The 26,372-nt window shown below is 72.9% G+C and carries 25 protein-coding genes and 1 tRNA gene; 10 read left to right on the top strand and 16 right to left on the bottom strand.

Annotated elements, in window-relative coordinates:
- Positions 1-50: 50 nt before the first annotated feature.
- Entirely contained in the window at positions 51-881 is an 831-nt protein-coding gene (locus tag FHU30_RS05430; RefSeq protein WP_253872302.1) for a hypothetical protein, read from the top strand.
- Between the two features lie 22 nt (positions 882-903).
- Here FHU30_RS05430 and FHU30_RS05425 read toward each other — a convergent pair whose 3' ends face one another.
- On the bottom strand, positions 904-1,527 hold the full coding sequence (locus FHU30_RS05425; RefSeq protein WP_253872300.1) for a hypothetical protein: 624 nt from the start codon (positions 1,525-1,527) through the stop codon (positions 904-906).
- 239 nt (positions 1,528-1,766) lie between these two features.
- Positions 1,767-2,786, bottom strand: coding sequence for a glutamine synthetase (gene glnII, locus FHU30_RS05420; protein ID WP_253872298.1), 1,020 nt, complete (start codon positions 2,784-2,786; stop codon positions 1,767-1,769).
- 341 nt (positions 2,787-3,127) lie between these two features.
- On the opposite strand from glnII, the gene FHU30_RS05415 reads away from it, so the two are divergent.
- Positions 3,128-3,200: transfer RNA gene (locus FHU30_RS05415), tRNA-Val, on the top strand.
- An 11-nt stretch (positions 3,201-3,211) separates the two neighbouring features.
- Here the strand turns inward: FHU30_RS05415 and FHU30_RS05410 are convergent.
- The 8 genes from FHU30_RS05410 to FHU30_RS05375 all read right to left on the bottom strand — a co-directional run bounded on the left by FHU30_RS05410 (position 3,212) and on the right by FHU30_RS05375 (position 10,953).
- Positions 3,212-4,459, bottom strand: coding sequence for an MFS transporter (locus FHU30_RS05410; RefSeq protein WP_253872296.1), 1,248 nt, complete (start codon positions 4,457-4,459; stop codon positions 3,212-3,214).
- 165 nt (positions 4,460-4,624) lie between these two features.
- On the bottom strand, positions 4,625-5,653 hold the full coding sequence (locus FHU30_RS05405) for a VOC family protein (protein ID WP_253872294.1): 1,029 nt from the start codon (positions 5,651-5,653) through the stop codon (positions 4,625-4,627).
- Between the two features lie 3 nt (positions 5,654-5,656).
- Positions 5,657-6,649, bottom strand: coding sequence for a PrpF domain-containing protein (locus tag FHU30_RS05400; RefSeq protein ID WP_253872292.1), 993 nt, complete (start codon positions 6,647-6,649; stop codon positions 5,657-5,659).
- The gene (locus tag FHU30_RS05395; protein WP_301322742.1) at positions 6,646-7,341 is read right to left on the bottom strand and encodes a 4-carboxy-4-hydroxy-2-oxoadipate aldolase/oxaloacetate decarboxylase; all 696 of its coding nucleotides are present in this window, start codon (positions 7,339-7,341) and stop codon (positions 6,646-6,648) included. Before FHU30_RS05395 ends, FHU30_RS05400 begins: the two co-directional genes overlap by 4 nt.
- Positions 7,338-8,057 carry a PIG-L deacetylase family protein gene (locus FHU30_RS05390; protein WP_253872290.1) on the bottom strand — a complete coding sequence of 240 codons (720 nt, stop codon included), beginning with the start codon at positions 8,055-8,057 and terminating at the stop codon, positions 7,338-7,340. Before FHU30_RS05390 ends, FHU30_RS05395 begins: the two co-directional genes overlap by 4 nt.
- 25 nt (positions 8,058-8,082) lie before the next feature.
- Positions 8,083-8,796 carry a dienelactone hydrolase family protein gene (locus FHU30_RS05385; protein WP_253872287.1) on the bottom strand — a complete coding sequence of 238 codons (714 nt, stop codon included), beginning with the start codon at positions 8,794-8,796 and terminating at the stop codon, positions 8,083-8,085.
- Positions 8,797-8,829: 33 nt separating this feature from the next.
- Positions 8,830-9,921 carry an alcohol dehydrogenase catalytic domain-containing protein gene (locus FHU30_RS05380; RefSeq protein WP_253873847.1) on the bottom strand — a complete coding sequence of 364 codons (1,092 nt, stop codon included), beginning with the start codon at positions 9,919-9,921 and terminating at the stop codon, positions 8,830-8,832.
- Positions 9,922-9,957: 36 nt separating this feature from the next.
- Positions 9,958-10,953 (bottom strand): hypothetical protein, encoded by a 996-nt coding sequence (locus tag FHU30_RS05375; RefSeq protein ID WP_253872285.1) that lies wholly within the window; start codon positions 10,951-10,953, stop codon positions 9,958-9,960.
- Positions 10,954-11,063: 110 nt separating this feature from the next.
- Here FHU30_RS05375 and FHU30_RS05370 point away from each other — a divergent pair, with 110 nt between their 5' ends.
- From FHU30_RS05370 to FHU30_RS05360, 3 genes are all read left to right on the top strand, one after another.
- Positions 11,064-11,789 carry a FadR/GntR family transcriptional regulator gene (locus FHU30_RS05370; protein ID WP_253872282.1) on the top strand — a complete coding sequence of 242 codons (726 nt, stop codon included), beginning with the start codon at positions 11,064-11,066 and terminating at the stop codon, positions 11,787-11,789.
- Positions 11,790-11,854: 65 nt separating this feature from the next.
- Positions 11,855-12,808 carry a TAXI family TRAP transporter solute-binding subunit gene (locus FHU30_RS05365; RefSeq protein WP_253872275.1) on the top strand — a complete coding sequence of 318 codons (954 nt, stop codon included), beginning with the start codon at positions 11,855-11,857 and terminating at the stop codon, positions 12,806-12,808.
- The gene (locus FHU30_RS05360; protein WP_253872273.1) at positions 12,808-13,524 is read left to right on the top strand and encodes a class II aldolase/adducin family protein; all 717 of its coding nucleotides are present in this window, start codon (positions 12,808-12,810) and stop codon (positions 13,522-13,524) included. Before FHU30_RS05365 ends, FHU30_RS05360 begins: the two co-directional genes overlap by 1 nt.
- Here FHU30_RS05360 and FHU30_RS05355 read toward each other — a convergent pair.
- Positions 13,509-14,222: a FadR/GntR family transcriptional regulator gene (locus FHU30_RS05355; RefSeq protein ID WP_253872271.1), complete on the bottom strand. Its 714-nt coding sequence runs from the start codon at positions 14,220-14,222 to the stop codon at positions 13,509-13,511. The two genes, FHU30_RS05360 and FHU30_RS05355, sit on opposite strands and share 16 nt — an antisense overlap.
- A 115-nt stretch (positions 14,223-14,337) precedes the next feature.
- Between FHU30_RS05355 and FHU30_RS05350 the strand changes: the two genes are divergently transcribed.
- The 5 genes from FHU30_RS05350 to zwf all read left to right on the top strand — a co-directional run bounded on the left by FHU30_RS05350 (position 14,338) and on the right by zwf (position 20,498).
- Positions 14,338-15,195 carry a fumarylacetoacetate hydrolase family protein gene (locus FHU30_RS05350; protein ID WP_253872269.1) on the top strand — a complete coding sequence of 286 codons (858 nt, stop codon included), beginning with the start codon at positions 14,338-14,340 and terminating at the stop codon, positions 15,193-15,195.
- A gap of 13 nt (positions 15,196-15,208) precedes the next feature.
- Positions 15,209-16,129: a VOC family protein gene (locus FHU30_RS05345; RefSeq protein WP_253872267.1), complete on the top strand. Its 921-nt coding sequence runs from the start codon at positions 15,209-15,211 to the stop codon at positions 16,127-16,129.
- On the top strand, positions 16,126-17,670 hold the full coding sequence (locus FHU30_RS05340; protein ID WP_253872265.1) for an FAD-dependent monooxygenase: 1,545 nt from the start codon (positions 16,126-16,128) through the stop codon (positions 17,668-17,670). The genes FHU30_RS05345 and FHU30_RS05340 overlap by 4 nt, the downstream gene beginning before the upstream one ends.
- Positions 17,671-18,033: 363 nt before the next feature.
- Positions 18,034-18,975: an aldose 1-epimerase family protein gene (locus FHU30_RS05335; protein WP_253872263.1), complete on the top strand. Its 942-nt coding sequence runs from the start codon at positions 18,034-18,036 to the stop codon at positions 18,973-18,975.
- A 77-nt stretch (positions 18,976-19,052) separates the two neighbouring features.
- Positions 19,053-20,498, top strand: a complete 1,446-nt coding sequence (zwf, locus tag FHU30_RS05330) for a glucose-6-phosphate dehydrogenase (RefSeq protein ID WP_253872261.1) — start codon at positions 19,053-19,055, stop codon at positions 20,496-20,498.
- A gap of 96 nt (positions 20,499-20,594) precedes the next feature.
- On the opposite strand, the gene FHU30_RS05325 is transcribed toward zwf, so the two are convergent.
- From FHU30_RS05325 to FHU30_RS05305, 5 genes are all read right to left on the bottom strand, one after another.
- The gene (locus FHU30_RS05325) at positions 20,595-21,500 is read right to left on the bottom strand and encodes a proteasome assembly chaperone family protein (RefSeq protein ID WP_253872259.1); all 906 of its coding nucleotides are present in this window, start codon (positions 21,498-21,500) and stop codon (positions 20,595-20,597) included.
- Positions 21,501-21,683: 183 nt separating this feature from the next.
- Positions 21,684-23,426, bottom strand: a complete 1,743-nt coding sequence (locus tag FHU30_RS05320; protein WP_253872257.1) for an alpha/beta hydrolase-fold protein — start codon at positions 23,424-23,426, stop codon at positions 21,684-21,686.
- Positions 23,427-23,511: 85 nt separating this feature from the next.
- Positions 23,512-24,435, bottom strand: coding sequence for a CbbX protein (gene cbbX, locus FHU30_RS05315; RefSeq protein ID WP_253872255.1), 924 nt, complete (start codon positions 24,433-24,435; stop codon positions 23,512-23,514).
- A gap of 90 nt (positions 24,436-24,525) precedes the next feature.
- On the bottom strand, positions 24,526-24,945 hold the full coding sequence (locus tag FHU30_RS05310) for a ribulose bisphosphate carboxylase small subunit (RefSeq protein ID WP_253872253.1): 420 nt from the start codon (positions 24,943-24,945) through the stop codon (positions 24,526-24,528).
- Positions 24,945-26,372, bottom strand: a complete 1,428-nt coding sequence (locus FHU30_RS05305; protein WP_253872251.1) for a form I ribulose bisphosphate carboxylase large subunit — start codon at positions 26,370-26,372, stop codon at positions 24,945-24,947. The genes FHU30_RS05310 and FHU30_RS05305 overlap by 1 nt, the downstream gene beginning before the upstream one ends.

Genomic DNA, 26,372 nt, shown 5'->3' with positions numbered 1-26,372 from the left:
CGGCGGGGTAGGTGATCTCCAGAAGCCCGAGCGACGAGGTGGGGGGATCCGTGGACGAGCCGTACCTGACCGACGTGGGCTGGACGGACGGCGTGCTGCGGCTGCGCGGGCGGGTGCCCGGCGTCCGCGTGGACGCGCCGGACCTGGCCGTCCTGCTGCGCGAGCGGGACGGCGACCGGGTGCTGGCCGTCCCGGCCGCCCCGGCGGGGCACGACGACGGCGGCACCACCTTCGAGGGCGGCGTCGACCCCGCGAAGGCGCTGTCGGGATCGGCCCTCTCGCACGGCGTGTGGGATCTCGACCTCGGCGTCGGGCCGTCCAGCGGGCCGCGCGCCACGCCGCTGCGCGCCGGTCCGGACGTCACGCTCGACAGCACCCCGCAGCGCCGCTTCCTGCCCGGCTCGACCCCGGTCACCGTGTACTTCGATCGGCACGGGCACCTCGCCCTGGACGTCGGCGGCGAGCCGCGCACCGCCGGGGACTGCCAGGCCGACGCGCTGTCCTGGAACGGCCGGGACGAGGAGCTGATGATCACCGGGCACCTCGCGCTGCCGGAGGCGCAGGCGCCGCTCACCGCGTGGCTGTCACTGCGCGACCCGGCGCGGGGCCGCTCCTACGACGCGTTCGTCCGGATCGGCCGCGCGGACGGGCTTCTCACCTACACCGCCGCCGTCCCGCTGACCCGCTCGTTCATCGACGACCCGCTGCCGCGCGGGCACTGGGACGCGCACCTGGTGATGGGCGTGTCCGGGATCCACCGCGAGTTCCGGGTGCTGGCGCCGCCGGAGCAGTTCCGGCACCGGGTGCGGCAGCGGCTCGTCCCGTTCCGGGTGACCTCGACGACCGCGCCGGAACCGCTGGTGATCAACGTCGGCCGCTGACCTGGCGGCCGCGGCCTCCGGGTCAGATGTCGAAGATCCTGGGCGGCGGGCCGATGACGGACGCGGCGGCGGCCAGCACGGCCACGGCGGCCGCGCCGCCGCACAGGTCGAGCAGCGCGGTCGTGGCGGACGCCTGGATCGGCCCTCCGACCAGCAGCGGGAGCGCGGTCACCAGCACCACCAGGAACCCGCCCGTCCACAGGAAGGCGCGGACGGGCCGGTCGGCGGTCGCGACCAGGATCTGCACGAGCGCGGTGAGCTGGAGCGTGACGGCTCCGGAGCAGATCGCGTAGGCGACGCCCGCGTTGCCCGGCGCCAGCGTCCGGTCCACGAAGGACGGGACGGCCAGGCCGGACATCACGCGGATCACGTAGGCCGACCCGAACGCGAGGATCGCGGCGACGAAGGCCGCGCCGAGCCCGACCAGCCAGAGGCGGCGCGCCTCGGCGTCCGGGTGCGCGGCGTCCTCGTGCATCGCGAGGTAGTCGGTGTAGCGGAACTGCGGCGGCAGCTCGCGGCGCACCGCGTGCCGGCAGCGGAACGACCGCTGCACCGCGTCCGTGCGGGGCCGGGCGTCGCGCGCCGCCCCGCCGCGGCGCGGTCTCCCGGCACCGCCCGCGGACGGCCCGAACGGCGGCTCCGCCATGCCAGCTCCCCCCTCGCGGATGCCTGAGTGCTACCCGGCGCGGTGAGGGGAGACTCCCCGCCGAGTAACACTTTGCGGTCATTTAGCCAGCACGGGAAAGCCCCTGAAACGGCCGAATCACCCTGGAAGCAGCAAGCCCGGAACGACCGAAGCCCACGTGACGGCCGAAGCCCCCCGGGGACGGGCGAAGCCCTCCGCGGTCGCACGGAGGGCTTCGGGAGGAGGAGACGCGGGGCGGATCAGACCTGGCCGGCCTTCTCCAGCGCCTCGCAGCAGGTGTTCACCAGCAGGCGCGTGACGTTGTAGGGGTCGATGTTGGCGTTCGGGCGCCGGTCCTCGATGTAGCCCTTCTTGTCCACCTGGACCTGCCACGGGATGCGGACGGACGCGCCGCGGTCGGAGACGCCGTAGCTGTAGACGTTCCAGGGGGCGGTCTCGTGCTGGCCGGTCAGCCGCTCCTGGATGCCCGGGCCGTAGCCGGCGATGTGCTCCTCGACCTTGCCCTCGGCGCCGAGGGACTCGCAGGCGGTGATGATCGCGTCGTAGGACTCGCGCATCGCCTTGGTGGAGAAGTTGGTGTGCGCGCCGGCGCCGTTCCAGTCGCCCTTGGCGGGCTTGGGGTCGAGCGTCGCGGCGACGTCGAAGTCCTCGGCGATGCGGTACAGCAGCCAGCGGGCGAGCCACAGGTGGTCGGCGACCTCCAGCGGGCCGGCCGGGCCGATCTGGAACTCCCACTGGCCGGGCATGACCTCGGCGTTGATGCCGGAGACCTTGATCCCGGCCTCCAGGCAGGCGTCCAGGTGGCGCTCGACGATCTCGCGGCCGAACACCTCGTCCGCGCCGACACCGCAGTAGTACGGGCCCTGCGGGGCGGGGAAGCCGGTCTCGGGGAAGCCGAGCGGGCGGCCGGCCTGGAAGAAGGTGTACTCCTGCTCGATGCCGAACCAGGCGTCGTGCGCGGCGTACTGCTCGGCCACCGGGCGCAGCTTGGCGCGGTTGTTGGTCGGGTGCGGCGTGCCGTCCACGAGGAAGACCTCGCAGAGCACGAGCCTGCTGTCGCCGCCGCGGATCGGGTCGGGCACCGAGAGGACGGGCTTGAGCACGCAGTCGGAGCTGTCACCGGGGGCCTGGTTGGTGCTGGAGCCGTCGAAGCCCCAGTCCGGAAGCTCGGCGCCGTCGGCGAGGATCCTGGTCTTGGAGCGGAGCTTCGCGGTGGGCTCCGTGCCGTCGACCCAGATGTATTCGGCCTTGTAGCTCAACGTCTTCCTCCATCCACGGCCCGGTGTCTCCGGCCGAGGACGAGACTGGCAATAGGGCATTTCGGACCTGTTGCCCGTTTGTGAACGGCATGTAAACCGCTGCCTGACCTGCCGGAATGCGCCTGAGAATCCGGTCACACCGCCCATCCGGTGCACTTCCGGACGCCGAAGGCCCCGCCTCGGACGGAGGCGGGGCCGGACGGAAGGCGGTGGCTACCTGATCTTCGACCTGCGGCGGGTTCCGGCCGTGCGACCGGCGGCGGGACGCTCCGGGGGCCGTCCTGGCGGCTCCGGCCCGAGTACCGTTCGCGGCGCCGGAGACGGTATCGTCTTGCCGGTCAGGGGCTGTAGCGCAGTTGGTAGCGCAGCGAGCTTACACCTCGCAGGTCGTCGGTTCGAGCCCGGCCAGCCCCACCCAGAACCCCCTACTCCGGTCCCGGGGAGAGCGTCCGCGGCAGCAGCGCCACGATGGCCGCGCCGAGCACCGCCGGGATCATGAAGGCGACGAAGCCGGTGCGGGGCGAGGACGCCATCGCGGTCGCCGCCGACAGGTAGGACGGCCCGACGATCGCGCCGATCCGTCCGGCGCCGAGCCCGACGCCGAGGCCCGTGCCGCGCAGGTGCGGCGGGTAGAAGGCGGACATGCAGGCGATGATCATGTTCTGGCAGCCCAGCGAGCCCAGCCCCGCCAGCGCCGACACCGCGAGCAGCAGCGGCCGCGGCTGGTTGGAGCTGAGGGTGAGCAGGGCCAGCGCGGCCAGCACGAACGTGCCCAGCGTGACCAGCTTCAGGTGGCCGCGGTCGGCGAGCAGCGAGACCACCAGGCCGCCCGCGCTCGCCCCGACCGAGAAGGCGATCATGAACTCCAGCGACGAGCCGAGGTTGTAGCCGCTCCGCATCATCACCGTCGGCAGCCACGCGGTCGTGCTGTACACCAGCGCCATGCTCATGAACGTCGCGAGCCACAGCAGGACCGTCCCGCGCCGGGCGGACGGGCTGAACAGCTCCGCGACGGCCCGCCACGCATCCCGCGCCGCCCCGACCCGCGTCGTTTCGTGACGCGTCGCTTCGGGACGTGCGTGCTGCGGACGGCCCGCCGGAACCATCACCCAGATCAACGGGACGAGCACGACCGGCACCACGCCGATCCAGAAGATGCTCTGGAAGCCGTGCTCCGGCAGCAGGAACCGTCCGAGCAGGGCGGACGCGGTGCCGCCGACGCCGATGGAGCCGAGCGCGACCGCCAGGTGCAGCGTCCGGCGGCCGGCGGGGGCGCCGTCCGAGACCAGCGCCGAGACCAGCGGGGCCAGCGCGCCGATGCCGATGCCGGTGCAGAACCGGCCCGCGCCGAGCTGGGTGAGGTCGCCGGCGAGCGCGGTGGCCAGCATCGACACCGAGATCCAGCCGACCGACAGCGCCAGCGGCACGCGGCGGCCCCACCGGTCGGCGGACCAGCCCGCGAGGATCGAGCCGAACGGCATGCCCGCCGCGGTGACGCTGCCGAGCGTCCCGAGCGTGGACGGGTGGGCTCCCCAGGACCGGTCGTGCAGCAGGCTCGGGCCGATGGTGCCGAGCGCGAACAGGTCGTAGCCGTCGATGAACAGGACCAGGCACGCCAGCGCGAGCATGCCCGTCCTCATCCGTGTCGCCGGAGGCGCGAGGGTCGCGGTCACGGGTTCTCCTTACGCGAAGGCGCCGCGACGGTTCCGAGAGGGCGGCGCCTGGGTGGGGGTGGGTGCGCGGGAGCAATTCGTAATAATGATTAGGGTGATACTGCTCACTCGACCACCTCGGCGTCAAGACCTCGGCACAACGATGTTCGTAATGAACAGGTTGATTTATTGGGACGCGTCCGCAGGGGAAGGCGCGGCGGTCGGCGAAGGCGCGTCCGCTGCCGGAGGCGACGCGTCCACCGGCGGGGTGCCGTGGCGGTGGAAGGACTCGATCGTCTTCAGGCCCCACGCCTGCCCCTTGGCGCGCTCGGCCTCGGTCCAGGTGACGAGCTGCCAGTCGGGCGCGAGCATCACCCGCGCGCCCGCGTTGCACAGCTCGATGCGGTTGCCGCCCGGCTCGTAGACGTAGAGGAAGAACGTCTGCTGGATGGCGTGCTTGTGCGGCCCGGTCTCGATGTGGACGCCCGCCTCCAGGAACACGTCGGCGGCGCGCAGGATGTCCTCGCGCGTGTCGGTGGCGAACGCGACGTGGTGCAGGCGTCCCGGCGTGCCGGACCAGTCGCCCGTGTAGACGAGGTCGTAGGTCTTGTCCGAGACGGTCGTCCAGAATCCCGAGACCTCGCCGCTGTCGAGCATGATCTGCTCGGTCGGCTTGGCGCGGATCCGGTCGGTGAGGAACGTCCGGGCGCCCGGCATGTCGGCGGCCAGGTAGTTGACGTGGTCCAGGCGGCGGATGTTCGCGCCCCGGCCGGGGAAGCGCGCGGCCTGGTTCTTCAACGCCGGGCGCTGCGCCTCGTCCGGCCGATACCACTCGGTGTCCCAGTACAGGCCGAACTCGTGGCCGTCCGGGTCCTGGCACAGGTAGACGTCGCCGAGGCCGAACTCGTCGGCGGTCCAGCGTCCGCCGGGGAGGTCGTCCACCCGGCGGCGGAGCGCGCCCGGACCGGACGCCCGCAGGTAGGTGCGGCCGATCCCGGCCCGGTCGCGTTCGGTGATCTTGACGGTGAACCGCTCGTAGTCGTCCCAGGCGTGCACGTAGACCGAGCGGCCGTCGCGGGCCACCTCCTCCATGCCCATCGGGCCGGTGAAGAAGGCCGTCGTCGCGTCGGCGTCGGGGGTGAGCAGCTCGACCGGGCCGACGTGCGCGATGTCGCGGCAGCGCTCGGTGAACTCGGCGGGCGGGATCTGCGGCATGGGTCAGCTCCGGTGGGAAGGACGGGGCCACGCGGTCCCGTCGGACAGCAGGCGGGCGGTGCGCAGGACGGCCGCACCTCCCGAGGACGTGAGGCGGGTATCGAAATGTCCGGTCGGATGCTCCAGCCGGATGAGATCGCCGCCGGTCGCGTAAGGCGCGGCCACCGATCCGGGGAGGCCCGCGGCGGTCGCGACGCTGACGGCGCCGAGCACGCCGATCGCCGGATGGCAGCGGTGCGGGATGAAGGTGCGGGTGGCCAGCGTGCCGCCCGCGCGCGGCGGCGCGACCAGCGTGATCTTGGGGACGGTCGCGCCCGCGACGTCGCCGAGCCCCATCAGCTCGCCCGCCCGCAGCCGGACGCGTTCGCGGCGCGCGGCCAGGCGTTCGTCGGCCTCCAAGACGCCCGGCGGTTCGTGGCCGGTGAGGTCGAAGTCGGCGGCGGCGGCCAGCACCACCGGCATTCCGTTGTCGATGCAGGTCACGGGGATGCCGTCGATCTCGTCCCGGACGTTCCCGGTCGGCAGGAGGCTGCCGCAGACCGATCCGGCGGTCTCCTGGAACTCCAGCGCGACCTCGATCTCGTCGCCCGGCGCGCCGGGACCGAGCGAGGCGATGACCAGTCCCCCAGTGTTGACCATGCGGATGCGGACGGTCCCGGCGTCCGGCGGGACGAGGCCACGCAGCCGGGCATATGGCCCGATCCCGGCGAGGATGTTGCCGCACGGCTGCTCCGCCGACACGAGCGGCCGGTCGACGTGCACCTGGAGGAAGAGGTAGTCGACGTCCGCGGTGGACGGGTCGGCGGCCCCCGACACGACGGCGACCTTGCTGGTCAGCGGGTGGCCGCCGCCGAGGCCGTCGGTCTGCCGCGGGTCGGGCGAGCCGAGCAGGCGCAGCAGCAGGTCGTCCCGCTCGGCCGGGTCGGCGGGCAGGTCCGCGGCGTCCAGGTAGACGCCCTTGGACGTGCCGCCGCGCAGCAGGGCCGCCCGGATCACCCGTCTTCCTCCTCGTACGGCACGTACCGCACGCCGAGCCGTTCGAGCAGGGGACGCAGGTTGTAGCGATCCAACCCGAGCTGGCCGGCCGCCAGCGCCTCCCGGGTCCGCTCCTCGCGCTCGGCGCGGGCCGCGGCGGCGTCCGCGACCTCGGCGGCGCGGCGCCGGGGCACGGTGACCACGCCGTCGTCGTCGGCCACCACCACATCGCCCGGGTGGACCAGGCGTCCGCCGATCACGACGGGCACGTTCACGCTGCCCGCCGTGGCCTTGACCGTGCCCTGCGCGCTGACGGCCGTGGACCAGACGGGGAAGCCCATCCCGGTCAGCGGCCCCACATCGCGGACACCGGCGCCGATCACCAGCCCGAGCACGCCACGGGCACGCAGCGACGTGGCGAGCAGCTCGCCGAACAGCCCGTCCGTGCAAGGCGAGGTCGTCGCGACGACCAGGACGTCACCCTCCCGGCACTGCTCCACGGCCACGTGGATCATCAGGTTGTCGCCGGGATGGCACAGCGCGGTGACGGCGGTTCCCGCGAGCGTCGCTCCCGGATAGATCGGCCGGAAGGACGGGTCGAGCAGCCCGTCGCGTCCCATGGCCTCGTGCACGGTCGCGACACCGTGCGCGCCCAGCGCCCGGACGTGTCCGGCACCGGCGCGCGGCGTCCCGGTCACCACGGTCGGCGTCATGCCAGCACCCCGGCGACCTGCGGGTACACGCGCTGGTACGCCTCCGCGTAGCGGACGGCCCGATCCGCGCCATTGCGGACGGCCTGGACGCCCCGGCGGCGGGCGAGATCGGTGTAGTAGTCCCAGAGGTGCTCCTGCGCGTTCATGCACTCCATGGCCTCGCGCTTGGCGTCGAACACCTCGGTGATGTCGACCAGGACGTCCGGCCGGAACCCGCACATCTCGGGCTGGTGCGGCTCGAACCGGAAGACCGGCGGCGCGCCGATGACCGGATGCTCGCTCGGGTAGCCCTCGGCCTGCGCGAGGACTCGGGCCTCCAGTGCCAGCTCGGCGGCACGCGGATGGTCGGCGTTGTACGGGTCGGTGGCGCTGTGCACCAGGACCGCGCCCGGCCGGACGGCCCGGATGCGCTGGACCAGGGCGTCCATCAGCTCCTCGTCGGCGCGCGGGAGCGGGTAGTCCCCGGCGTCCAGGAAGGTGATCTCGGCGCCGAGCACGCGGGCGGCGGCCTCGGCCTCGGCCCGCCGCGCGGCCTTGACCTGCTCCAGCGACGCGCCGGACTTCCACAGCGCCGCCGACTCGCCGCGCTCGCCGTAGGACAGGCAGACCACGTGCGCGCCGATGCCGCGCCGGGCGGGGAGCGCGGCGTAACCACCGGCCCGCCAGACGAAGTCCGCCGCGTGCGCGCTGACGATCAGTACGGGCCCATCGGACATGGCACCTCCAGGTGCGGAAGAGAGGTCAGGCCGCCGCGGGCAGGTGGCGGTCGAGGAAGGCGCGGGTGCGCGTCCAGGCGAGGTCGGCGGCCTCCTCGCGGTACATGTGCGGGCGCGCGTCGCAGGCGAAGGCGTGCCCGGCACCGGCGTAGACGTGCTGCTCGAAGTCGGCGCCCGCCGCGGTGAGCGCGTCCTGGATCGCCGCGACCTGCTCGGAAGGGATGGTCGGGTCGTCCGCGCCGACGTGCAGCAGCAGCGGCGCGTCGATCTTCGCGGCCCGGTCGAGGACGGCGTGCGGGCCGGCGGCGATGCCGGGGCCGTAGAACACGACGGTCGCGGCGAGGCCCGGGATCGCGGTGGCGGCGGTGAACGCGGCGCGTCCGCCGAAGCAGAACCCGACGACGGCCGTCCGGCCGGCCGGGATCCCCTCGCCCGCCAGGTACTCCTGCGCGGCGCGGACGTCGGTGACGATCTGGTCGGCGCCGATCGCCCCGATCAGCGGCATCGCCTCGGCGTGCTGGTCGTAGGCCAGCGTCCCGACCCCGTTGCGATGGAAGAGGTCGGGGGCGACGGCGAGGAACCCGCGCTCGGCGAAGCGTCGGGCGATGTCCTGGATGTGGTCGTTGACGCCGAACGCCTCTTGCAGGACGACGACGGCGCGGCTCGCGGGACCGTCCGGGCGCGCGATGTACACGCGCATCGGCCCGGTGGCGGTCTCGACGGTGGTCCATTCGGTCATGGGCAGTGCTCCCCGGGGTGGGTTCGTCGGTGGTCAGGGGCGGATGACGCCCATCCACATGGGTTCGTGCCGTCCGGCGAGGGCGGCGAGCGCGGCGTTGACGTCGTCGAGCGCGAACCGGTGCGTGATCAGCTGCTCGGCCTGGACCCCGCCGGACGCCAGCAGGCTCAGGACCAGGTCGGTGTCCTCGCGGGTGCAGCCGCGGGTGCCGACGAAGCGCCAGCAGCCGAGCATCGTCTCCCGCATGGGGATGCTGATCGGCGCGTCGTTGCCGCCCATGTGCACGAACACGCCGCCGTTGGCCAGCGACCGCATGGCCTGCTCAGCGCCGGGACCTGCGGGAAGGTAGTCGAGCACCGCGTCCGGCCCGGCGGGGACGACCTCCCGGATGCGCGCGGTGAGCCCGCGCGACGTCGGCCACTCGGGGTCGAGGTCGTCCAGCGCGATCGTGTCCACGCGCAGGTGCGGGACGAGGCTCCGCGCCGCCTCCAGGCGTTCGGCGGACCGTCCGACCAGCACCAGGCGGTCGATGCCGAAGTGCTCCGCGAGGACGATCGAGGCCGTGCCCATCGTCCCGGTGGCCGCCGTGATCACGACCGTGGCGGCGTCGAGCGGGCCCGCGCACTTCAGCGCGCGGACGGCGTTGCCGAGGTCGTGCACCTTGGCCGCGAGGTCGAAGCTGACGTTGTCGGGGATCTCGTCGATCAGCCAGTGCGGCGCGCGGACGAAGTCGGCGAGCCCGCCGTCGTGGTACCGCGCGTACAGCTCCAGCGTGCCGGTGCCGAACGCGCCCTGCCCGATCATGGCGTGCTCGGCGCACAGCTGCTGCCGCTCGCCGGTGCAGTACCCGCACGTCCGGCACGACAGCATCGGGTGGACGCGGACGCGCTTGCCCACCAGTCCCGGATCGACGCCCGAGCCGACCCGTTCGACCGTCCCCGACGCCTCGTGGCCCGGGACGGTCGGCAGGTGCCGGAACATCCCGGCCGCCAGCAGCTTCATGGTGCTCGGCGCCAGTCCCGCGGCGGCGACGCGGACGAGGACGTCGTGCTCGCCCACCTCGGGAACGGGCACCCGCTCCAGGTGCAGCACATCGGAGCCCTTGTGGGCGCGGGCGGCTCTCATCTCAGACAATGCGGAGTCCTTTCACGGGGTGGTGGTTCATCCGGCGGCGCGCAGACGGTCCAGGTCGGGGACGCCGAGCACCTGCCCGGTCTTCGTCGACTCGGTGACCTGCGGGACGGCCAGCGCCGACAGCACGGTCAGGTGCGTGCTCGGCTCGGTGACGATGCTGGTGAACGCGACGCCGACCGGGATGCGGACGAAGTCGCCCGGCTCCAGCTCCAGGACGCCGAGCTGCGTGACGAGCACGCGCCGCCCGCTGATCTGGTACTGGACGTCGTCGGCGTCGCGGTGGGTGCGGTACTCCCGGCCGTCCGAGCGGTCGATCGCGGTGTGGCCGATCCTGACCCGCGCGGACCGGTAGAGCCAGTGCGTGCCGTCGGCGCCCGGTTCGCCGGACGGGCGGAGCACGTTGATCCGCTCCGGCTCGACGTCGGCCTGCTCCAGAAGCAGCTGCTCGTCGACCGGCGTCATGACGATGTCGTGCTCGGGACCGCCCAGGCACTCGGTGGTCATCAGGTTGCGGACCTCCGGCTTCCAGCCCTCGAAAGGCGGGAGCACGAGCTCGGACGTCCGGACGGCGGGACGCAGCTCCGCGACATGCGCGGGCACGTAGAACAGGAGGTGGATGTCGTCGTGCGCGTGGTTGTCGTGCGCGACCGTGACCGGGATGCGGGAGAAGTCGCCCGGGACCAGGTCGAGGCTGCCCAGCTCGGTCATGAGCGTGCGCGTGCCGTACACCTGGTAGGACAGCTCGTCCACGTCGCAGTTGCGGTGGTAGAAGGGCTGCCGGAACCCGGCCATCGTCTGCCGCTCGATCCGCAGGAAGTCGCTCTCGAAGATGCCCTTGGGCGGTTCGAACCCCTGCGGCACGAAATGCGCCGGGAAGTGCGCGGCCCCGATCGGCCGGTAGGCGCGCGGCGGCCGCTTGGGCGAGGGCAGCGGCGCGCCCAGCAGCAGCTCCTCCCGCCGCGCGACCCGGCGGACGGGCTCCGCGGCGTCGAAGGCGTCGATCACCTCATGGACGAGTCCCACGGCTCGGCCTCCTCGCGTTCGCTAATTAATAATAATGATTACATCGAGGGGTATGATGGCCACCGTCGGACCGGGCCGTCAAGGCGGCGATCGAACGTGATGGAGGGACCGTGGCGCCGAGGGCGACCTTGCGGGAGGACCGGGACGGGCCCGGGGAGCGGCGTCCGCCCGGCCGCGCGGAGGAGGCGGCGGCGCGCGTGACCGAGCTGCTCGCGCGCCTGGAGCCCGGCGCCCGGCTCGGCACGAAGGAGCAGGTCCGCACCGCGTGCGGGGTGTCGGTCGGCACGTTCAACGTGACGCTGCGGCTGCTCCAGGAGCGCGGGCTGGTGACCGTCCGGCCGGGTCCGGGCGGCGGGCTGTTCGCCCCGGACGGGTCCGCCCCGGCGCCGGCCGCGCGCACCGGGACGGGCGGCGACGGCGAGGTGGACGCGCAGGCCGCGCTGGCGGACGCCTTCCGCGTCCGGGAGGCGATCGAGCCGCTGATCATCGAGGACGCGCTGTGGTACGGCTCCCCCGCCGACTTCGCCGAGCTGCGCGCCCTCACCGGCGAGATGGGCGAGGCCGCCGGACGCCTGGACGGCCCCGCCTACGTGCGCGCGGCCTGGCGGTTCCACGCCCGGCTGGCCGCCATCAGCCCCGGCCCGCTGCTGCGCGACTGCTACCTGCGCTCGCAGGAGGTGATCGAGGCCCGGACGCCGAAGATCATGCCCGAGGGCGAGCCGGAGGAGGGCTTCATGCGCCGCCGCCACGAGCTGCACGCCGCGCTCGTGGACGCGCTCGACGCCCGGGACCGGGAGGCGGTCGCGCGGCTGCTGAGGGAGCACGACGCGGGCTGACCCTTGAATTGATTATGATTGATTAATACAGTGGTCGCCCCACCCCGACTTCCCGGGAGCGACCCATGCCCTCACCCGCGCCGACCCTCAGCCGCTCGGTCTCCCTGCACCTCCAGGGGGACTGGGGCACCGCGAACCTGCACCGCGTCTGCGGCTGGATCGCGCAGGAGCTCACCGACCGCGCCGGCCCGCACACCCGCGTCGCCATCTGGAACGGGCGCGGCGGCGCCGACGCCGCCCGGGCGGTCGGCCGCGGCCAGGTCGACATCGCCCTGACCACGCCCGCCGCGTTCGCCGCCGCCGCACTGGACGGCCGGGGCCCCTACGCGGGCGAACCCTTCCCCGACCTGTGCGCGCTGGGCGTCCTGCCCCAGCGCGACCGGCTGGTGGTCGGCGTGGACCGTTCCCTGGGCATCGGCTCGTTCGCCGAACTGCGCGCCGCCAAGCCGCGACTCCGGCTCGCCACCGCCCAGCACGACGGCACCAACCTCGTCGGTTGGGCCGCGCACGAGGTCCTGACGCGCTCGGGCGTGGACGTCGAGGGCTGGGGCGGCCGGCCCTTCGCCGACGAGCGGCCCTTCGACACCTTCGAGCGGATCACCAGCGGCGAGGCCGACGCGGTCGTCCACGAGGCGGTCATGCTGCCGCACTGGCAGCGCTTCGGCGCCGACCTGGCCTTCCTGCCCGTCGAGCGCGACGTCCTGGACGGCCTGGAAGCCGATTACGGCTGGCCCTCGGCGACCGTGGAGGAAGGCCACTTCCCCGGTTGCCCGCGCTTCGAGACGCTCGACTTCTCCGACTTCATCGTGCTGACCCGGTCCGACCTGCCGGGCGACGTCGCCCACCTCATCGCCTGGATCCTCGGCGAGACGCGCGCGACGATCGAGGCCCAGTACCGGCACCTCCCGCCCGAGCGCAGTCCGCTGACCTACCCGCTCGACCCGGTGGCGATCGGCCGCTCCCCCATCCCGCTGCACCCCGGCGCCGTCCGCTACTACGAGACGCTGGAGGCGGCGTGATGCGGGACGTGCCCGAGAGGCGCGCGGCGCTCCAGGCGGGACGCGTCCTCGCGATGGCCGGTCAGGGCGACATGGTCTGGGGCCACGTCGCCGTCCGCGACCCGGACGGGCGCGGCATCTGGATCAAGGCGCCCGGCCGCGGCCTGGAGGAGGTCCACGACCGGGACCTGCAGCTGGTCTCCTTCGGCGGCGAGGTGCTGGACGGCGCCGGATCCCCGCACATCGAGGCGCACATCCACCTGGAGATCATGCGCCGGAACCCGGCCGTGACCTGCACGGTCCACTCCCACGCCCAGGCCGCCGTCGCGTTCGCCGCGCTCGGCACGCCGCTGCTGCCCATCTCGCACGACGGCGCGCTGTTCGGCGGGAAGGACGTGCCGCGCTTCACCACCACCGGCGCCCTCGTCTCCACCCCTGACCTGGGCAAAGCGCTGGCGGAGACGCTGGGCGACGCACCGGCGGCGCTGATGCACCGGCACGGCCTGGTCGCCGCGGGCGAGGGCGTCCACGCGGCCGTCATGCACGCCGTCCTGCTCGAACGCGCCTGCCGCGTCCAGCTGACCGCGATGGCCGCCGGGCCGATCCGCGACCACTCCGACGCCGCCGAGGCCCTCGCCAAACGCGACCAGTGCTGGTCGGACCGCCAGCTGCGAGCGGGCTGGGACTACCTGCTGCGCCGAGCCGACCAGGCCGGGACGGGTCAGGACGTCGCTTGAGCGCCGACCGGGCTGTGCTCGCGGATCAGCCGCGCCGCCGCAGCCCGGTCGTGCGCGGCGATGGCGTCCACCAGGTCGGCGTGCAGGCGGTGCCGGTCGCGCAGGTACGGCTGGAGCGGCTCGGTTCCGTCGGGCAGCACCGACAGCGTGTGCGACTCGATGAGGTCGAGCAGGCTCGCGTAAAGCGAGCGCAGCAGCACGTGCCGGCTCGTCTCGGCGATGCGGTGGTGCAACCGCCAGTTCGCGCGGACGAAGCCGGTCCCGTCGCCGTCCTCGGCCGCGCGGCCCATCTCGTCGACGATGGCGCGCATCTCGGCGATGTCGGCGGGCGAGGCGTGCCACAGGGCGTCCTCGATGAGCAGCGGGTCGAGCGCGTCGCGGATGCGGATGGCCTCGGCGACCGTGGTCTCGTCGGCGTCCAGCGCGAGCACCGAGTTGCCGAGCCGGACGATCGGGGACTGCTCGGCGGCGAACAGCCCGCCGCCGGGACCGGGCCGGACGGTGACCAGGCCGCGCGCCTGGAGCAGCCGCAGCGCCTCGTTGAACGTGCTGACCGAGACGCCGCAGAGCGCGCGCAGGTCGTTCTTGGTGCCGAGCCGCGCGCCGGGCTCGCGGCCGCGGACCAGGTCGGCGATCCGCTCGGCGGCCTGCTCGGCGCGGCGCGCCGTGCTGGGGCCGGTCAGGGGTCGCAGGCTCAACGGCCCTCCCAGTGCGTCCGGAAATTCATCATGCACGTTATCAGGGTGAGCCCTTGACGCCCCCGCCACAGGGCCCGCATTATCACCATAATCATCATGTCGAATAGGAGTCGCGATGCGGGTCGGCAATCTTGACGGACGCGCGGTGCTGGTCGTCCAGGACCGGGCCGGGGACCTGGCGGTGGACGTGGCGGAGGCCAGCGGGGACCGCTTCGGCCCGGATCCGCAGGCCCTCTACGGCGACTGGGCGGCCTTCGCCGCCTGGGCGCGGGAAGCCGAACTGCCCGAAGGCCGGACGTTCGACCGGGCGCGGCTCGGCGCGCCGGTGCCCGCGCCGCGCCAGATCCTCGCGGTCGGGCTGAACTACCGCGAGCACGCCGCCGAGTCCGGGTTCGCCGTCCCCGAGGGCCTGCCGCCGGTGTTCACCAAGTTCGTGACGGCCCTGTCGGGGCCGGTGACCGAGGTGACGCTCCCGGACGGCGGCCACACCGACTGGGAGGTCGAGCTGGTCGCCGTCATCGGCCGCACCGCGTCCCACGTCTCCGAGGACGACGCCTGGGACCACATTGCCGGCCTCACCGTCGGCCAGGACATCAGCGAGCGGATCTCCCAGCTCGCCGGACCGGCGCCGCAGTTCAGCCTCGGCAAGTCGTTCCCCGGCTTCGCGCCGACCGGCCCGTGGGTCGTCACCCCGGACGAGCTGGACGACCGCGACGACCTCGAACTGCGCGCCGCGATCAACGGCGAGGAGGTGCAGAAGGGCCGCACCCGCGACCTGATCTTCGCCGTCCCGACCCTCGTGTCCCGGCTGTCGGCGGTGCTGCCGCTGCTGCCCGGCGACCTGCTGTTCACCGGCACCCCGGCGGGTGTCGGCCTCGGCCGCGACCCGCAGCGCTGGCTCGCCCCCGGCGACGAGCTGGTCAGCGAGATCGCGGGCATCGGCGAGCTGCGCCAGACGTTCGCCTCGGCCTGATCGGAGGACGACCATGCCCCTGCACCGCCTCAGCTCCGTCACCATCGGCGTCCCGGACGTCGCCGCGACCGCCGGCTACTACGCCGACTTCGGCCTGGCCCCTGGCGCGGACGGCTGGTTCGCCACCCGCGACGGCGGCGACCAGCTCCGCCTCGTCCAGGCCCCGACCCGGCGGCTGGTCGAGCTCCGCATCGGCGCCGACGACCCGGACGACCTCGACCGGGCCGCCCACCGCCTCGAAGCCCTCGGCATCCCCGCCGAACGCGGCGCGGACACGCTGATCGCGTACGAGGCGGTGACGGGGGTCCGGGCCGTCCTGCAAGTGGAGCCGCGCATCTCGCAGCCGGAGGTCCCGGCCACCCGCTACAACGGCCCCGGACGGATCGAGCGGGCCGGGGCGCGCGCGCCGGGCATCCTGCGCGCCGAGCCGGTCCGGCCGCGCAAGCTCGGCCACGCGGTGCTCGGCACCACCGACTTCGCGGCGACCTCGGCGTTCTTCCGCGACGGCCTCGGCTTCCGGACCAGCGACATGATCGGCGACATCGGCGCCTTCCTGCGCTGCTCGACCGACCACCACAACGTCCTGGTCCTCGCCGCGCCCGTCGCGTTCCTGCACCACACGTCATGGCAGGTGGACGACGTGGACGACGTGGGCCGGGGCGCGTCGGCGATGCTGGACGGCCACCCCGAGCGGCACGTCTGGGGCCTCGGACGCCACCATGCCGGGTCGAACTTCTTCTGGTACCTCAAGGACCCGGCGGGCAACTTCGCCGAGTACTACTCCGACATGGACACCATCCTGGACGACCAGCTCTGGACGCCCGAGACCCTCGAAGGCGCCAGGGGCCTGTTCAACTGGGGCCCGCCGCCCCCGCCCTCGTTCCTGCGCCCGGACGACCTGGCCGCCCTCATGACCGGAGCCCACAGCCGATGACCGCCGACTCCTCCGCCGCGCACGTCCCCGTGCTGATCGCCGGGGGTGGGCCGGTCGGGCTCGCCGCCGCGCTGGAGCTGGCCCACCACGGCGTCGCGTCGCTGGTGGTCGAGCCGCGCGAGCAGGTGTCGTGGCTGCGGCCGCGCGCCAAGACGACCTCGGCCCGCAGCATGGAGCTGTTCCGCCGCTGGGGCCTCGCGGACCGCGTCCGGGAGGCGGCGGCGCTGCCGGTCTCCTGGTCGGACGAGGCGGTGTTCACCACCGGCCTGCTCGGCCGCGAGATCACCCGGTTCCGCGGCTGCTTCGGCCTCGACCTGGCCGGGGACGACCTGGTCGCCGAGGCCGGGCAGCAGATCGGGCAGCCCGCGATCGAGCAGGTCCTGCGCGAGGCCGTCGCCGCGTCCCCGCACGCGTACCTCCGCACCGGCTGGACGGTCACGGGCCTGGCAGAGGACCCCGATGGCGTCACCGCGACGCTGTCCGGTCCGAGCGGGGCCGCCGAGCAGGTTCGTTCCGACTACCTGGTGGGCGCGGACGGCGCGTGGAGCACGGTCCGCGAGGCCATCGGCGTCGTCTACGAGGGGTCGGCCGACGAGCGGCCGAACTTCAACATCGTCTTCCGCGCGCCCGGCCTCGGCGACCGCGTCCCGCACGGTCCGGCCGTCCACTACTGGGTGCTCAATCCGGATCGTCCCGGTCTCGTCGGGCGCCTGAACCTGGACGACCTGTGGTGGTGCATCGCCCAGGGCGTCTCCCAGGAGCAGGGCGAGGCCGACCCGCTGGGCCTCGTCCGCGCCCTGGTCGGCGAGGACATCGACGCCGAGATCGTCGCGACCGACCCGTGGAAGGCCAAGCTGCTGCTGGCGCAGCGGTACGGGACGTCGCGGGTCTTCCTCGCCGGGGACGCCGCGCACCTGAACCCGCCCTGGGGCGGGCACGGCTTCAACACCGGCATCGGCGACGCGGTGAACCTCGGCTGGAAGCTCGCCGCCGTCCTGTCCGGCTGGGCCCCCGCGGCCCTGCTGGACAGCTACGAGGCCGAACGCAGGCCGGTCGCGGCGCAGACGATCGCCGAGGCCGCCCGGAACATGGCGACGCTGGCGCCCGAACTCGCCGACCCCCGCCTCGCGGGCGGCGAGGCCGAGTTCGCGGCGGCGCGTCCGGCGGTCGCGCGGGCCGTCCAGGAGAGCAAGGACGGCGAGTTCCACAGCCTCGACCTCGTCCTCGGCTACACCTACCGGGGCACGCCCCTGGTCACGGGCCCGGCGGGCGGACGCCTCGACCACCGCTGGCTCGGCCCCGGCGACTCCCTGTTCGACCACCTCGGCCGCGGCTTCACGCTGGTCGGCGACCTGGACCGTCCGGAGACCGAGCGGTTCGTGAAGGCGGCCGCCGCCGAGGGCGTCCCGCTGGACCTGTTCGACCACCCGCCGACGGGGCTCGCGCTGGTCCGGCCCGACCAGCACACCGCCTGGACCGCGTCCGGGGACGGGCCGTCCGACCCGCGCGAGATCCTCCGCCGCGCCACCGGCCACCCCTGACCCGCCGCGCTCCGCCACCCCTGACCCGCCGAGTTCCGCCCCCGCCGCGCTCCGCCCCCGCCGCACCGAAGGCCGCTCCGACGTGATCGTCCGCGTCGGAGCGGCCTTCGGCGTCCTGCCGCGCGCAGGGCATCGCGCGGGGATTTCTTGACCATCGGCAGGGCGTCCGCACAAGGGCGAGGGGGGAGATCGCCAGCAAGAGGGCAATCCATCGGAATCACCTCCACTCGGAGGATTCCGGCTTCCTGCGGCGCCCTCGCGCGCTCACATCGACGCGGAGATCCGGGGTATCGCGCCACGGGAGCGCGCGCCGGGCGCCCGGCCCGGCGCCGCCGAGGCGTCCGGAGGAGAGGACAGGCCGCGATGAGCACATCGGTTCCGGAGACCCGCCGCGGCTCGCTGGCCGCGACCGGCGAGCAGTTCGAGATCGCCGCCGGGCCCTACCGGGCGGTGGTCACCGAGGAGGGCGCCGGGCTGCGCTCGCTCACCCACGACGGCGAGCCGCTCGTGCTGAGCTACGGCGAGGACGAGACGCCGCCCGCCGCGTTCGGCCAGCTGCTGATCCCCTGGCCGAACCGCGTCGACCACGGCCGCTACAAGTGGGACGGCGCGGACCTGCTCCTCGACATCAACGAGCCCGAGTACGACAACGCCATCCACGGCCTGGTCCGCTGGTCCACGTGGCGGGAGGTGGAGCGCGCGCCCGACCAGGTCTCGCTCGCGACCCGGCTGCTCGGCTCGCCCGGCTACCCGTTCCGGCTGGACGTCACGGCCGACTACGCGCTCGATCCCGACCACGGCATGACGATCACGGTGACCGCCGCGAACCACGGCCGGGTCGCCGCGCCGTACGGGCACGGCGCGCACCCGTACCTGTCGGTCGGCGAGCCGATCGACGGGTGCATCGTGCAGATCCCCGGCGCGCGGTACCTGCCGGTGAACGACCGGATGATCCCGCCGGGCCCGCCGACGGCGGTCGAGGGCACCGAGTACGACCTGCGCGCCGGGCGGCGGCTCGGCGACCAGAAGATCGACCGCGCCTTCACCGAGCTGGACCGCGACGACGCCGGACGCGCCTGGGTGCACCTGTCCGGGACGAACCGCCGGACCTCGTTCTGGCTCGACCGGACGCACCCCTGGCTGGAGGTCTACACCGCCGACGGCGTCCCGCCGGAGAAGCGCCGCCTCGGCCTCGGCGTGGAGCCGATGACGTGCCCGCCGAACGCGTTCGGCAGCGGCACCGACGTCATCCGGCTGGAGCCTGGCGCCACGCACAGCGGCTCGTGGGGCATCCTCGCGGGCTGACCGGACACCACCAAGAGACCGACCGAGACCGACCGACAAGCAGCGACAAGCAGCGACAAGCTGGAGGACGCACCGTCATGGACACACCGCAGCGCGCCGACGCGCTCGCCCTGTTCGGCATCACCGGCGACCTCGCCGCGAAGATGCTCTTCCCGGCGCTCTACCGGCTGACCGAGCGCGGCATTCTGGACGTCCCGGTCATCGGCGTCGCCTACTCCGACATGGACGACGAGGCGCTGCGCAAGCACGCGCACAAGTGCATCTCCGCCGCCGTCACCGACTTCGACGAGAACGTCTTCAAGAAGTTCGCGTCCAGGCTGAGCCTGGTCACCGGCGACTTCAAGGACGGCGCCACGTTCTCCCGGCTGCGCGACCAGATCAGGAAGTCGGCCGGGGACGACGCGTTCGTCAGCCACTACCTCGCGATCCCGCCGTCGCTGTTCACCACGGTCGCCGAGTCGCTGGCGGGCGAGGGCCTGAACCGCGACGCGCGGCTCGTGGTGGAGAAGCCGTTCGGCCACGACCTCGCCTCGGCGCGCAGCCTGAACCGGCAGCTGACGCGGTACTTCGACGACGACCACCTGCTGCGGGTGGACCACTTCCTCGGCGACGTGGCGGTGGAGGGCCTGAAGGCGGCCCGGTTCGCCAACGAGATGCTCGCGCCGATCTGGACCCGCGAGCACATCGACAACGTCCAGATCAACCTGATCGAGGACTTCGACGTCGCCGACCGCGGCTCCTTCTACGACTCGGTGGGGTGCCTGAAGGACGTCATCCAGAACCACCTGCTCCAGGTGTTCACGTTCCTGGCGATGGAACCGCCGTCCGACCCGTCCGTGGACGCGGAGAAGGCCGAGAAGCACAAGGTGCTCCAGGCCACCCGCTCGATGGTGCCCGCCGACACCGTCCGCGGCCAGTACCAGGGCTACCTGGACGTCGAGGGCGTGAAGCCGGACTCGACCACCGAGACCTACTTCGCGACCCGGATGTTCGTGGACAACTGGCGCTGGGAGGGCGTGCCGTTCCTACTGCGCAGCGGCAAGTCCCTGAAGACCACCTCGACGGAGGTCGTGGTGGAGCTGAAGCGCCCGCCGGTCACGCTCTACCCGGCCGAGAGCGGCAAGCCCGCGCCGAACCTGATCCGCTTCCACATGGTGCCGGAGGCGGCCATGACCGTGGAGCTGGTGGTGAAGCAGCCCGAGCGCGGCAAGGGCTCGGACCCGGTGCCGCTGCGCGTGGACTTCGCCGACGTGTACGGCCGGGTCGAGATGCCCTACGAGAACATCCTGGAGGGCGCGATCACCGGCGACCGGACCTACTTCGCCGTCCTGCCCGTCGTGGAGGAGTGCTGGCGGATCGTCGAACCGGTGCTCAACCTGGACGAGAAGCCGCTCCCGTACAAGCCCGGCTCGTGGGGGCCGGAGGCCGCCGACAAGATGCCCGGCCCGGACGGCTGGCACGACGTCCGGCCGCAGGCGGACGCGCGCCCGACCGGCCCGAGCGTCCGACCCGCCGGCGCCTGACGGCCGACTCCTGACAGCCCGCGCGTCCGAAAACGGCGATCGGCGGCGCGCCCAGTCGGGGCGTGCCGCCGATCGCTGTGCGCTCAGGGCGCTTGGTCAGGGGGTGTCGGGACGGTCCTGCTCTGCGAGGAAGCGCTCGAACTGGGCGGCCAGCTCGTCGGCGGTGGGCATGTCCTGCCGCTCGGCGAGCAGCGACTCGCGCTCGGCGGCGCCCGCGAACGCGTCGTACTGCTGCTCCAGGGCGCTCACCACCTTCTCGACCTCGGCGTTCCCGGCGACCTGCTCGGCGATCTCGGCGTCGGTGCGGCCGGCGGCCTCGCGGAGCGCGTCGGACGGCAGCACCAGGCCGGTCGCGGCGACGACCGCCTCCAGCGCGGCGACGGCCGCCGCCGGGTAGCCGGACTGGGCGAGGTAGTGCGGGACGTGCACGGCGAACCCGACCGCGTCGTGGCCGTGCTCGCCGAGCCGGTACTCCAGCAGCGCGGCGGCGCTGCCCGGCACCTGGACGCGGTCGAACCAGGACGTCCGGGTGATCAGCTCGGGCCGGGTGGCGTGCGCGGTCAGCCCGACCGGGCGGGTGTGCGGGACGCCCATCGGGATGCCGTGGAAGCCGACGGTCAGCGCCACGCCGAGCCGGTCCACCAGGGACCGGACGGCGGCGGAGAAGCCCTCCCATTGACGGTCGGGCTCGGGCCCGGTGAGCATCAGGAACGGCGTGCCCACCTCGTCCCGGAGCAGCCGGACGACCAGCTCGGGCGCCTCGTAACCGGACCAGTGGTCCCGGTCGAAGGTCATCAGCGGGCGGCGGGCGCGGTAGTCGAGCAGCGCGTCCACGTCGAACCGGGCGACGACGCGGCCGTCCAGGGAGTCGAGGAGGTGCTCGCGGACGAGCTGGCCGGCCTGTCCCGCGTCCACGAAGCCGTCGATGCTGTGCAGCAGGACCGGCCCGGTCATCTCGGGCAGGTCAGCGTCCAGCTCGTACAGGTCCTCAGGGTTCAGCAAGTTCTCCCCCACCTCTTCCTGTCGGTCGTCCCAACACTAGGACATGGGGCCCGCCATCCCGCCGGGCGATGTGATCGTCGTCGCATCTCCGCACATTCCCGTTAAGCGCCCGGCCCGGCACGACGAGCCGAGCCGGGCCGGGGGCGGGCCGGGCCGGGGTCGCGCCGGGCCCGGCCGGGGTGATCAGCGGGGTAGGCCGACGTGCTTCTGCGGCGGGACGATCTCACCTCCCGCCGTGTTCAGGCGCGGCAGGACGCGCGGTCCGCGCCAGCCGCTCATGTTCGTCCCCTGCGGCGCGTGCTTGGCCACGTAGTCGGCGTAGATCTGGAACCACTGCTGGACGGTGTAGGGCGACCAGCCGTGCGGCTTGGCCCGCCCGTAGACGAAGGTGAATCCGGACGAGGGGTTCGTCAGCGCGTCCGTCCGCTGCTGGAACAGCTCGACGGCCGTGTTCAGGAAGTAGGTGTCGGTGTCGCCGACGTAGAGGAACACGCGGCCCTGGAGTTTCGGTCCGAGCGTCGGCCACTCGGCGGCGACCTTGGCGGACAGGTCCATCGCCTTCCATCCGGCGCTGACCGAGTGGTCGATGGTCCCGGTCGGCTTGTCCCATGCCTGCGCCGGGTAGCCGTCCTTGCCGCGGGGGCTGAACAGCGCCTCCCACATGGCCCACGCGCCGCCCGAGCGGTCCCGGTCGCCGCGCGCGAGTTCCCACAGGTTCTCTTGTGCGTTGACGTAGTTGGTGTCGCCGGGGACGGTCCGGCTGTCCGGACGGGGCGTCCGGTCCCATTCGCGGATGGTGTCGTAGGCGTTGGCGTCGTCGTACACGTTGACGATCTGCTCGCGGCGCAGGTCCACCGGGTCCGGGTAGCCCGCGAACGTGCCGCCGTAGACGTCCGGGTAGAAGACCTGGCTCGCCACGGCCATCCAGCCGCCCGTGGAACCGCCGCTGGTGATGCGTCCGTACGGCGCGGCGATCGTGTGGAACCGGGAGTCGATCGCCGGGATCAGCTCGCGCGTGGTGGCCTGCCCGTAGGGGCCGAGGTTCGGCGTGTCCACGGCGTAGGACGTGTCGTAGAACGGGTTCTCCTCGCGGACCTCGACGACGATGAAGCGCTGCGCCGCGTCCGACAGCCACCACTTGGAGAACGCGTTCCCGCCGTCCTCGCGGAACCCGCGCGGGGCGTTCGTGGTGAAGTGCCCGAAGTGGTACTCGACCGGGTAGCGGACCGTCCCGTTCGGGTCGTACCCGGTCGGGAGCAGGATGTTCGCGCCGATGTAGACGGGCCGTCCCCAGAACTTCGACAGCGCCGGGCTCTGGATCTTGACGTGCTTCACGTGCGCGGAGTCGGCCGGGTTGCCCTGCTGGCAGGTGCCGCCCGCCGGGACCGGCTGCGACGGCGCGATCAGGTGGTCGGCGGTCAGGTCGACCGTTCCGGGGTCCCGCTGGTCGATGGTGACCCAGCGCGGCGTGCTGTAGAAGTTGCCGGGCGAGTGGAACAGGTCCATGCCGTCGCCGCAAGGCATGTGCATCTTGACCGTCGAGCCGTCGCCGCGCCGGAACGTGTCGTAGGTGTTGAAGAACGCCTGCACCGAGTAGCGGCCGGACGGCAGCGACGCGATGCTCTTGAGCGGGTAGCCGTAGGTGCCGCCGGCGCCGTCCAGGACGACCTTCCGGCCGGGACGCACGCCGTCGGCGTTCCGCCCCCAGAACGGGACGCCGCCCGTGATGTCGATCTGGTCGCGCGGCTCGGAGTCCCCCTTCCGGGAGACGACGACGTAGGCGCGGCCGTCCACGACCGCCTTGGCGACGGAGGGCGACAGGGTGACGGTGAACCGGAGCCGACCGCGGCCGGTCACCCCGGCCGCGGTCGTCCCGGTCACCACGAGCAGCGCGACGCACAGCGCGCCGGCGAGCCGAGCCCGCATGGGCCCACCTCCTGTGGGGGGATGACGATCTTCCTGTCCCCTCCATCCCCACCGGAGCACCATTCGTTATCACCGGTCACGAAAGTTAGGGATCCCGAAACACGCGGCTGCCCAGGAAGTCGTCCGGCGTCAACGTGGTCAGCTCCGCGCGGCCGACCGGCCCGGACGCCGCGACCAGCCGGTTCGCGTGCCGCAGCCGCGCCCGCTCGATCGCGTTCCGGACGGACCGGGCGTTGGCGAACCGCGGCTGCGCCCGCCGCCGCTGGAGGTACTCGCGGAACACCGGCTCGGCCGCCGGGGCGAGCCGGTACCCGTCCCGCTCCAGCATCAGCCGGCCGATCGCGTCCAGCTCCCCGACGTCGTAGTCGTGGAAGTCGACGTGGTGCGCGATGCGCGAGCTCATCCCCGGGTTGGACGCGAAGAACGAGTCCATCCGGTCGCGGTACCCCGCGAGCACGACGACCAGGTCGTCCCGCTGGTTCTCCATGACCTGGAGGAGGATCTCGATGGCCTCCTGCCCGTAGTCCCGCTCGTTCTCGGCCCGGTACAGGTAGTACGCCTCGTCGATGAACAGCACGCCGCCCATCGCCCGCTTCAGGACCTCCTTGGTCTTCGGCGCGGTGTGCCCGACGTACTGGCCGACCAGGTCGTCCCGGGTGACCGAGACGAGGTGGCCGCGCCGGACGTACCCGAGCCGGTGCAGCAGCTCCGCCAGCCGGACGGCCACCGTCGTCTTCCCGGTGCCGGGCCCGCCGGTGAAGCACATGTGCAGGTTCGGACGGCCCGACTCGATGCCGAACCGGGCGCGCGCCCGGTCCACCAGCAGCAGCGCGGCGATCTCCCGGATCCGGGTCTTGACCGGCGCGAGGCCGACCAGCTCGGCGTCCAGGCCGTCCAGCACCTCGTCCACGCGGGACTCGCCGCGCTCGGCGGCCAGGTCGACCCGGGCGTCCGGCGGAAGCGCCTCCTTCTGCTCCTCCTCCGCCGGACGCATGTCGAACGTGGTCACGCGTCCGCCTCCTCGTGCCGCTCCTCTGCCGGACGCATGTCGAAGGTCGTCACGCGTCCGTCTCCTTCCGCGCCCGGATGTCGAACGTGGTCATGCGTACCGCTCGCCCTCGGGACGGTCCAGCGCGTACGGGTGCATGCGGTACCGGACGCGCCGGTCGGACGTCTCCTCGCGGTCGATCCGGAAGCCCGGCTCGTCCTTCGGCCGCTGGACGATGAACGACAGCGCGGTCGTCTGCCGCCCGTACCGGGCGTCGTAGGCGTTCAGCCGGACGTAGTGGTTCGGGTAGGCGCGGCGGCACTCGTTCACCTCGTACACCACCCCGGCCGGGTCGGCGAGGTCGAACATCGGCAGCCCCCACATCTCCCAGTAGGAGTTGCGCGGATGCGGGTCGTCGGTGAACTCGACCGAGCAGGGCCAGCCGTTGTCCAGCGCGTACGCGACCTGCGCGGCGATCTCGTCGTCGGTGAGGTCGGGCAGGTAGGAGAAGGTTCCCTGGGTGATGCGCATCAGAGGCTCACAGGTGTCTCGACGACGTCGGGGGTGTCGGTGGAGTCGTAGTTGAACGTGACGTCGCCCCAGGTGGTGAGCGCGACGTCCAGCTCGCGGCTGCGCTTGGCGGCGGCGCGCAGGATGTCGGGGCCCTCGGCGAGGAAGTCGCGGCCCTCGTTCCTGGCCTTGATCATCGCCTCCAGCGCGACCCGGTTGGCGGTGGCGCCGGCGGCGATGCCCATCGGGTGGCCGATCGTCCCGCCGCCGAACTGGAGGATCACGTCCTCGCCGAGGTGGTCGAGCAGCTGGTGCATCTGGCCCGCGTGGATCCCGCCGGACGCGACCGGCATCGTGCCGGGCAGCGACGCCCACTCCTGGTCGAAGAACAGGCCCTTCACCGGGTCCGCCGCGATCTTGTCGAGCCTGAGCGTGTCGTAGAAGCCCGCGACGCTGTGCGGGTCGCCTTCGAGCTTGCCGACGACCGTCCCGGCGTGGATGTGGTCCACCCCGGCGAGCCGCATCCACTTGGCGATCACGCGGAAGCTCACGCCGTGCGTCTTCTGGCGCGTGTACGTCGAGTGCCCGGCGCGGTGCAGGTGCAGCAGGACGCCGTTGCGCCGCGCCCAGTTCGCCATCGACTGGATCGCGGTGTAGCCGACGGTCAGGTCGATCATCACGACGACCGAGCCCAGCTCGCGGGCGAAGTCGGCCCGCTCGTACATGTCCTCCATCGTCGCGGCGGTGACGTTCAGGTAGTGGCCCTTGACCTCGCCGGTCGCCGCCTGCGCCCGCGTCACGCCCTCCATGCAGTACAGGAAGCGGTCGCGCCAGCGCATGAACGGCTGGGAGTTGATGTTCTCGTCGTCCTTGGTGAAGTCGAGGCCGCCGCGCAGCGCCTCGTAGACGACGCGCCCGTAGTTGCGCGCGGACAGCCCGAGCTTCGGCTTCACCGTCGCGCCGAGCAGCGGCCGGCCGAACTTGCCGAGGTACTCGCGCTCCATCACGATCCCGTGCGCCGGGCCCTGGAACGTCTTCACGTAGTGCGTCGGGATCCGCATGTCCTCCAGCCGCAGCGCCTTCAGCGCCTTGAACCCGAAGACGTTCCCGATGATCGAGGACGTCAGGTTCGCGATGGAGCCCTCCTCGAACAGGTCCAGGTCGTAGGCGATGTAGGCGATGAACTCGCCGTCCCGCCCGGGCACCGGCTCCACCCGGTAGCACTTGGCCTGGTACTGCTCGTAGGCGGTGAGGCGGTCCGTCCAGACGACCGTCCAGGTCGCCGTGGACGACTCGCCCGCCACGGCCGCGCCCGCCTCCTCGGGCGGCACGCCCGGCTGCGGGGTGATCCGGAACGCCGCGAGCACGTCGCTCGGCCCCGGTTCGTAGTCCGGCCTCCAGTAGCCCATCTCCGCGTACGGGATCACGCCCGCCGACCACCGGCTCAT

The organism is Actinomadura rupiterrae (assembly GCF_024172125.1).
Taxonomy (GTDB): Bacteria; Actinomycetota; Actinomycetes; order Streptosporangiales; family Streptosporangiaceae; genus Spirillospora; species Spirillospora rupiterrae.
This window is presented reverse-complemented; position numbering and strand designations above follow the sequence as displayed.

What these genes read in the sequence shown, in the direction of transcription:
- FHU30_RS05320 (WP_253872257.1), bottom strand. Translation starts at nt 23,426, where the DNA reads ATGCGGGCTCGGCTCGCCGGCGCGCTGTGCGTCGCGCTGCTCGTGGTG.
- FHU30_RS05340 (WP_253872265.1), top strand. Translation starts at nt 16,126, where the DNA reads ATGACCGCCGACTCCTCCGCCGCGCACGTCCCCGTGCTGATCGCCGGG.
- FHU30_RS05390 (WP_253872290.1), bottom strand. Translation starts at nt 8,057, where the DNA reads ATGTCCGATGGGCCCGTACTGATCGTCAGCGCGCACGCGGCGGACTTC.
- FHU30_RS05310 (WP_253872253.1), bottom strand. Translation starts at nt 24,945, where the DNA reads ATGCGCATCACCCAGGGAACCTTCTCCTACCTGCCCGACCTCACCGAC.
- FHU30_RS05380 (WP_253873847.1), bottom strand. Translation starts at nt 9,921, where the DNA reads ATGAGAGCCGCCCGCGCCCACAAGGGCTCCGATGTGCTGCACCTGGAG.
- FHU30_RS05335 (WP_253872263.1), top strand. Translation starts at nt 18,034, where the DNA reads ATGAGCACATCGGTTCCGGAGACCCGCCGCGGCTCGCTGGCCGCGACC.
- FHU30_RS05305 (WP_253872251.1), bottom strand. Translation starts at nt 26,372, where the DNA reads ATGAGCCGGTGGTCGGCGGGCGTGATCCCGTACGCGGAGATGGGCTAC.
- FHU30_RS05405 (WP_253872294.1), bottom strand. Translation starts at nt 5,653, where the DNA reads ATGCCGCAGATCCCGCCCGCCGAGTTCACCGAGCGCTGCCGCGACATC.
- FHU30_RS05365 (WP_253872275.1), top strand. Translation starts at nt 11,855, where the DNA reads ATGCCCTCACCCGCGCCGACCCTCAGCCGCTCGGTCTCCCTGCACCTC.
- FHU30_RS05425 (WP_253872300.1), bottom strand. Translation starts at nt 1,527, where the DNA reads ATGGCGGAGCCGCCGTTCGGGCCGTCCGCGGGCGGTGCCGGGAGACCG.
- FHU30_RS05360 (WP_253872273.1), top strand. Translation starts at nt 12,808, where the DNA reads ATGCGGGACGTGCCCGAGAGGCGCGCGGCGCTCCAGGCGGGACGCGTC.
- FHU30_RS05350 (WP_253872269.1), top strand. Translation starts at nt 14,338, where the DNA reads ATGCGGGTCGGCAATCTTGACGGACGCGCGGTGCTGGTCGTCCAGGAC.
- FHU30_RS05385 (WP_253872287.1), bottom strand. Translation starts at nt 8,796, where the DNA reads ATGACCGAATGGACCACCGTCGAGACCGCCACCGGGCCGATGCGCGTG.
- FHU30_RS05345 (WP_253872267.1), top strand. Translation starts at nt 15,209, where the DNA reads ATGCCCCTGCACCGCCTCAGCTCCGTCACCATCGGCGTCCCGGACGTC.
- FHU30_RS05395 (WP_301322742.1), bottom strand. Translation starts at nt 7,341, where the DNA reads ATGACGCCGACCGTGGTGACCGGGACGCCGCGCGCCGGTGCCGGACAC.
- zwf (WP_253872261.1), top strand. Translation starts at nt 19,053, where the DNA reads ATGGACACACCGCAGCGCGCCGACGCGCTCGCCCTGTTCGGCATCACC.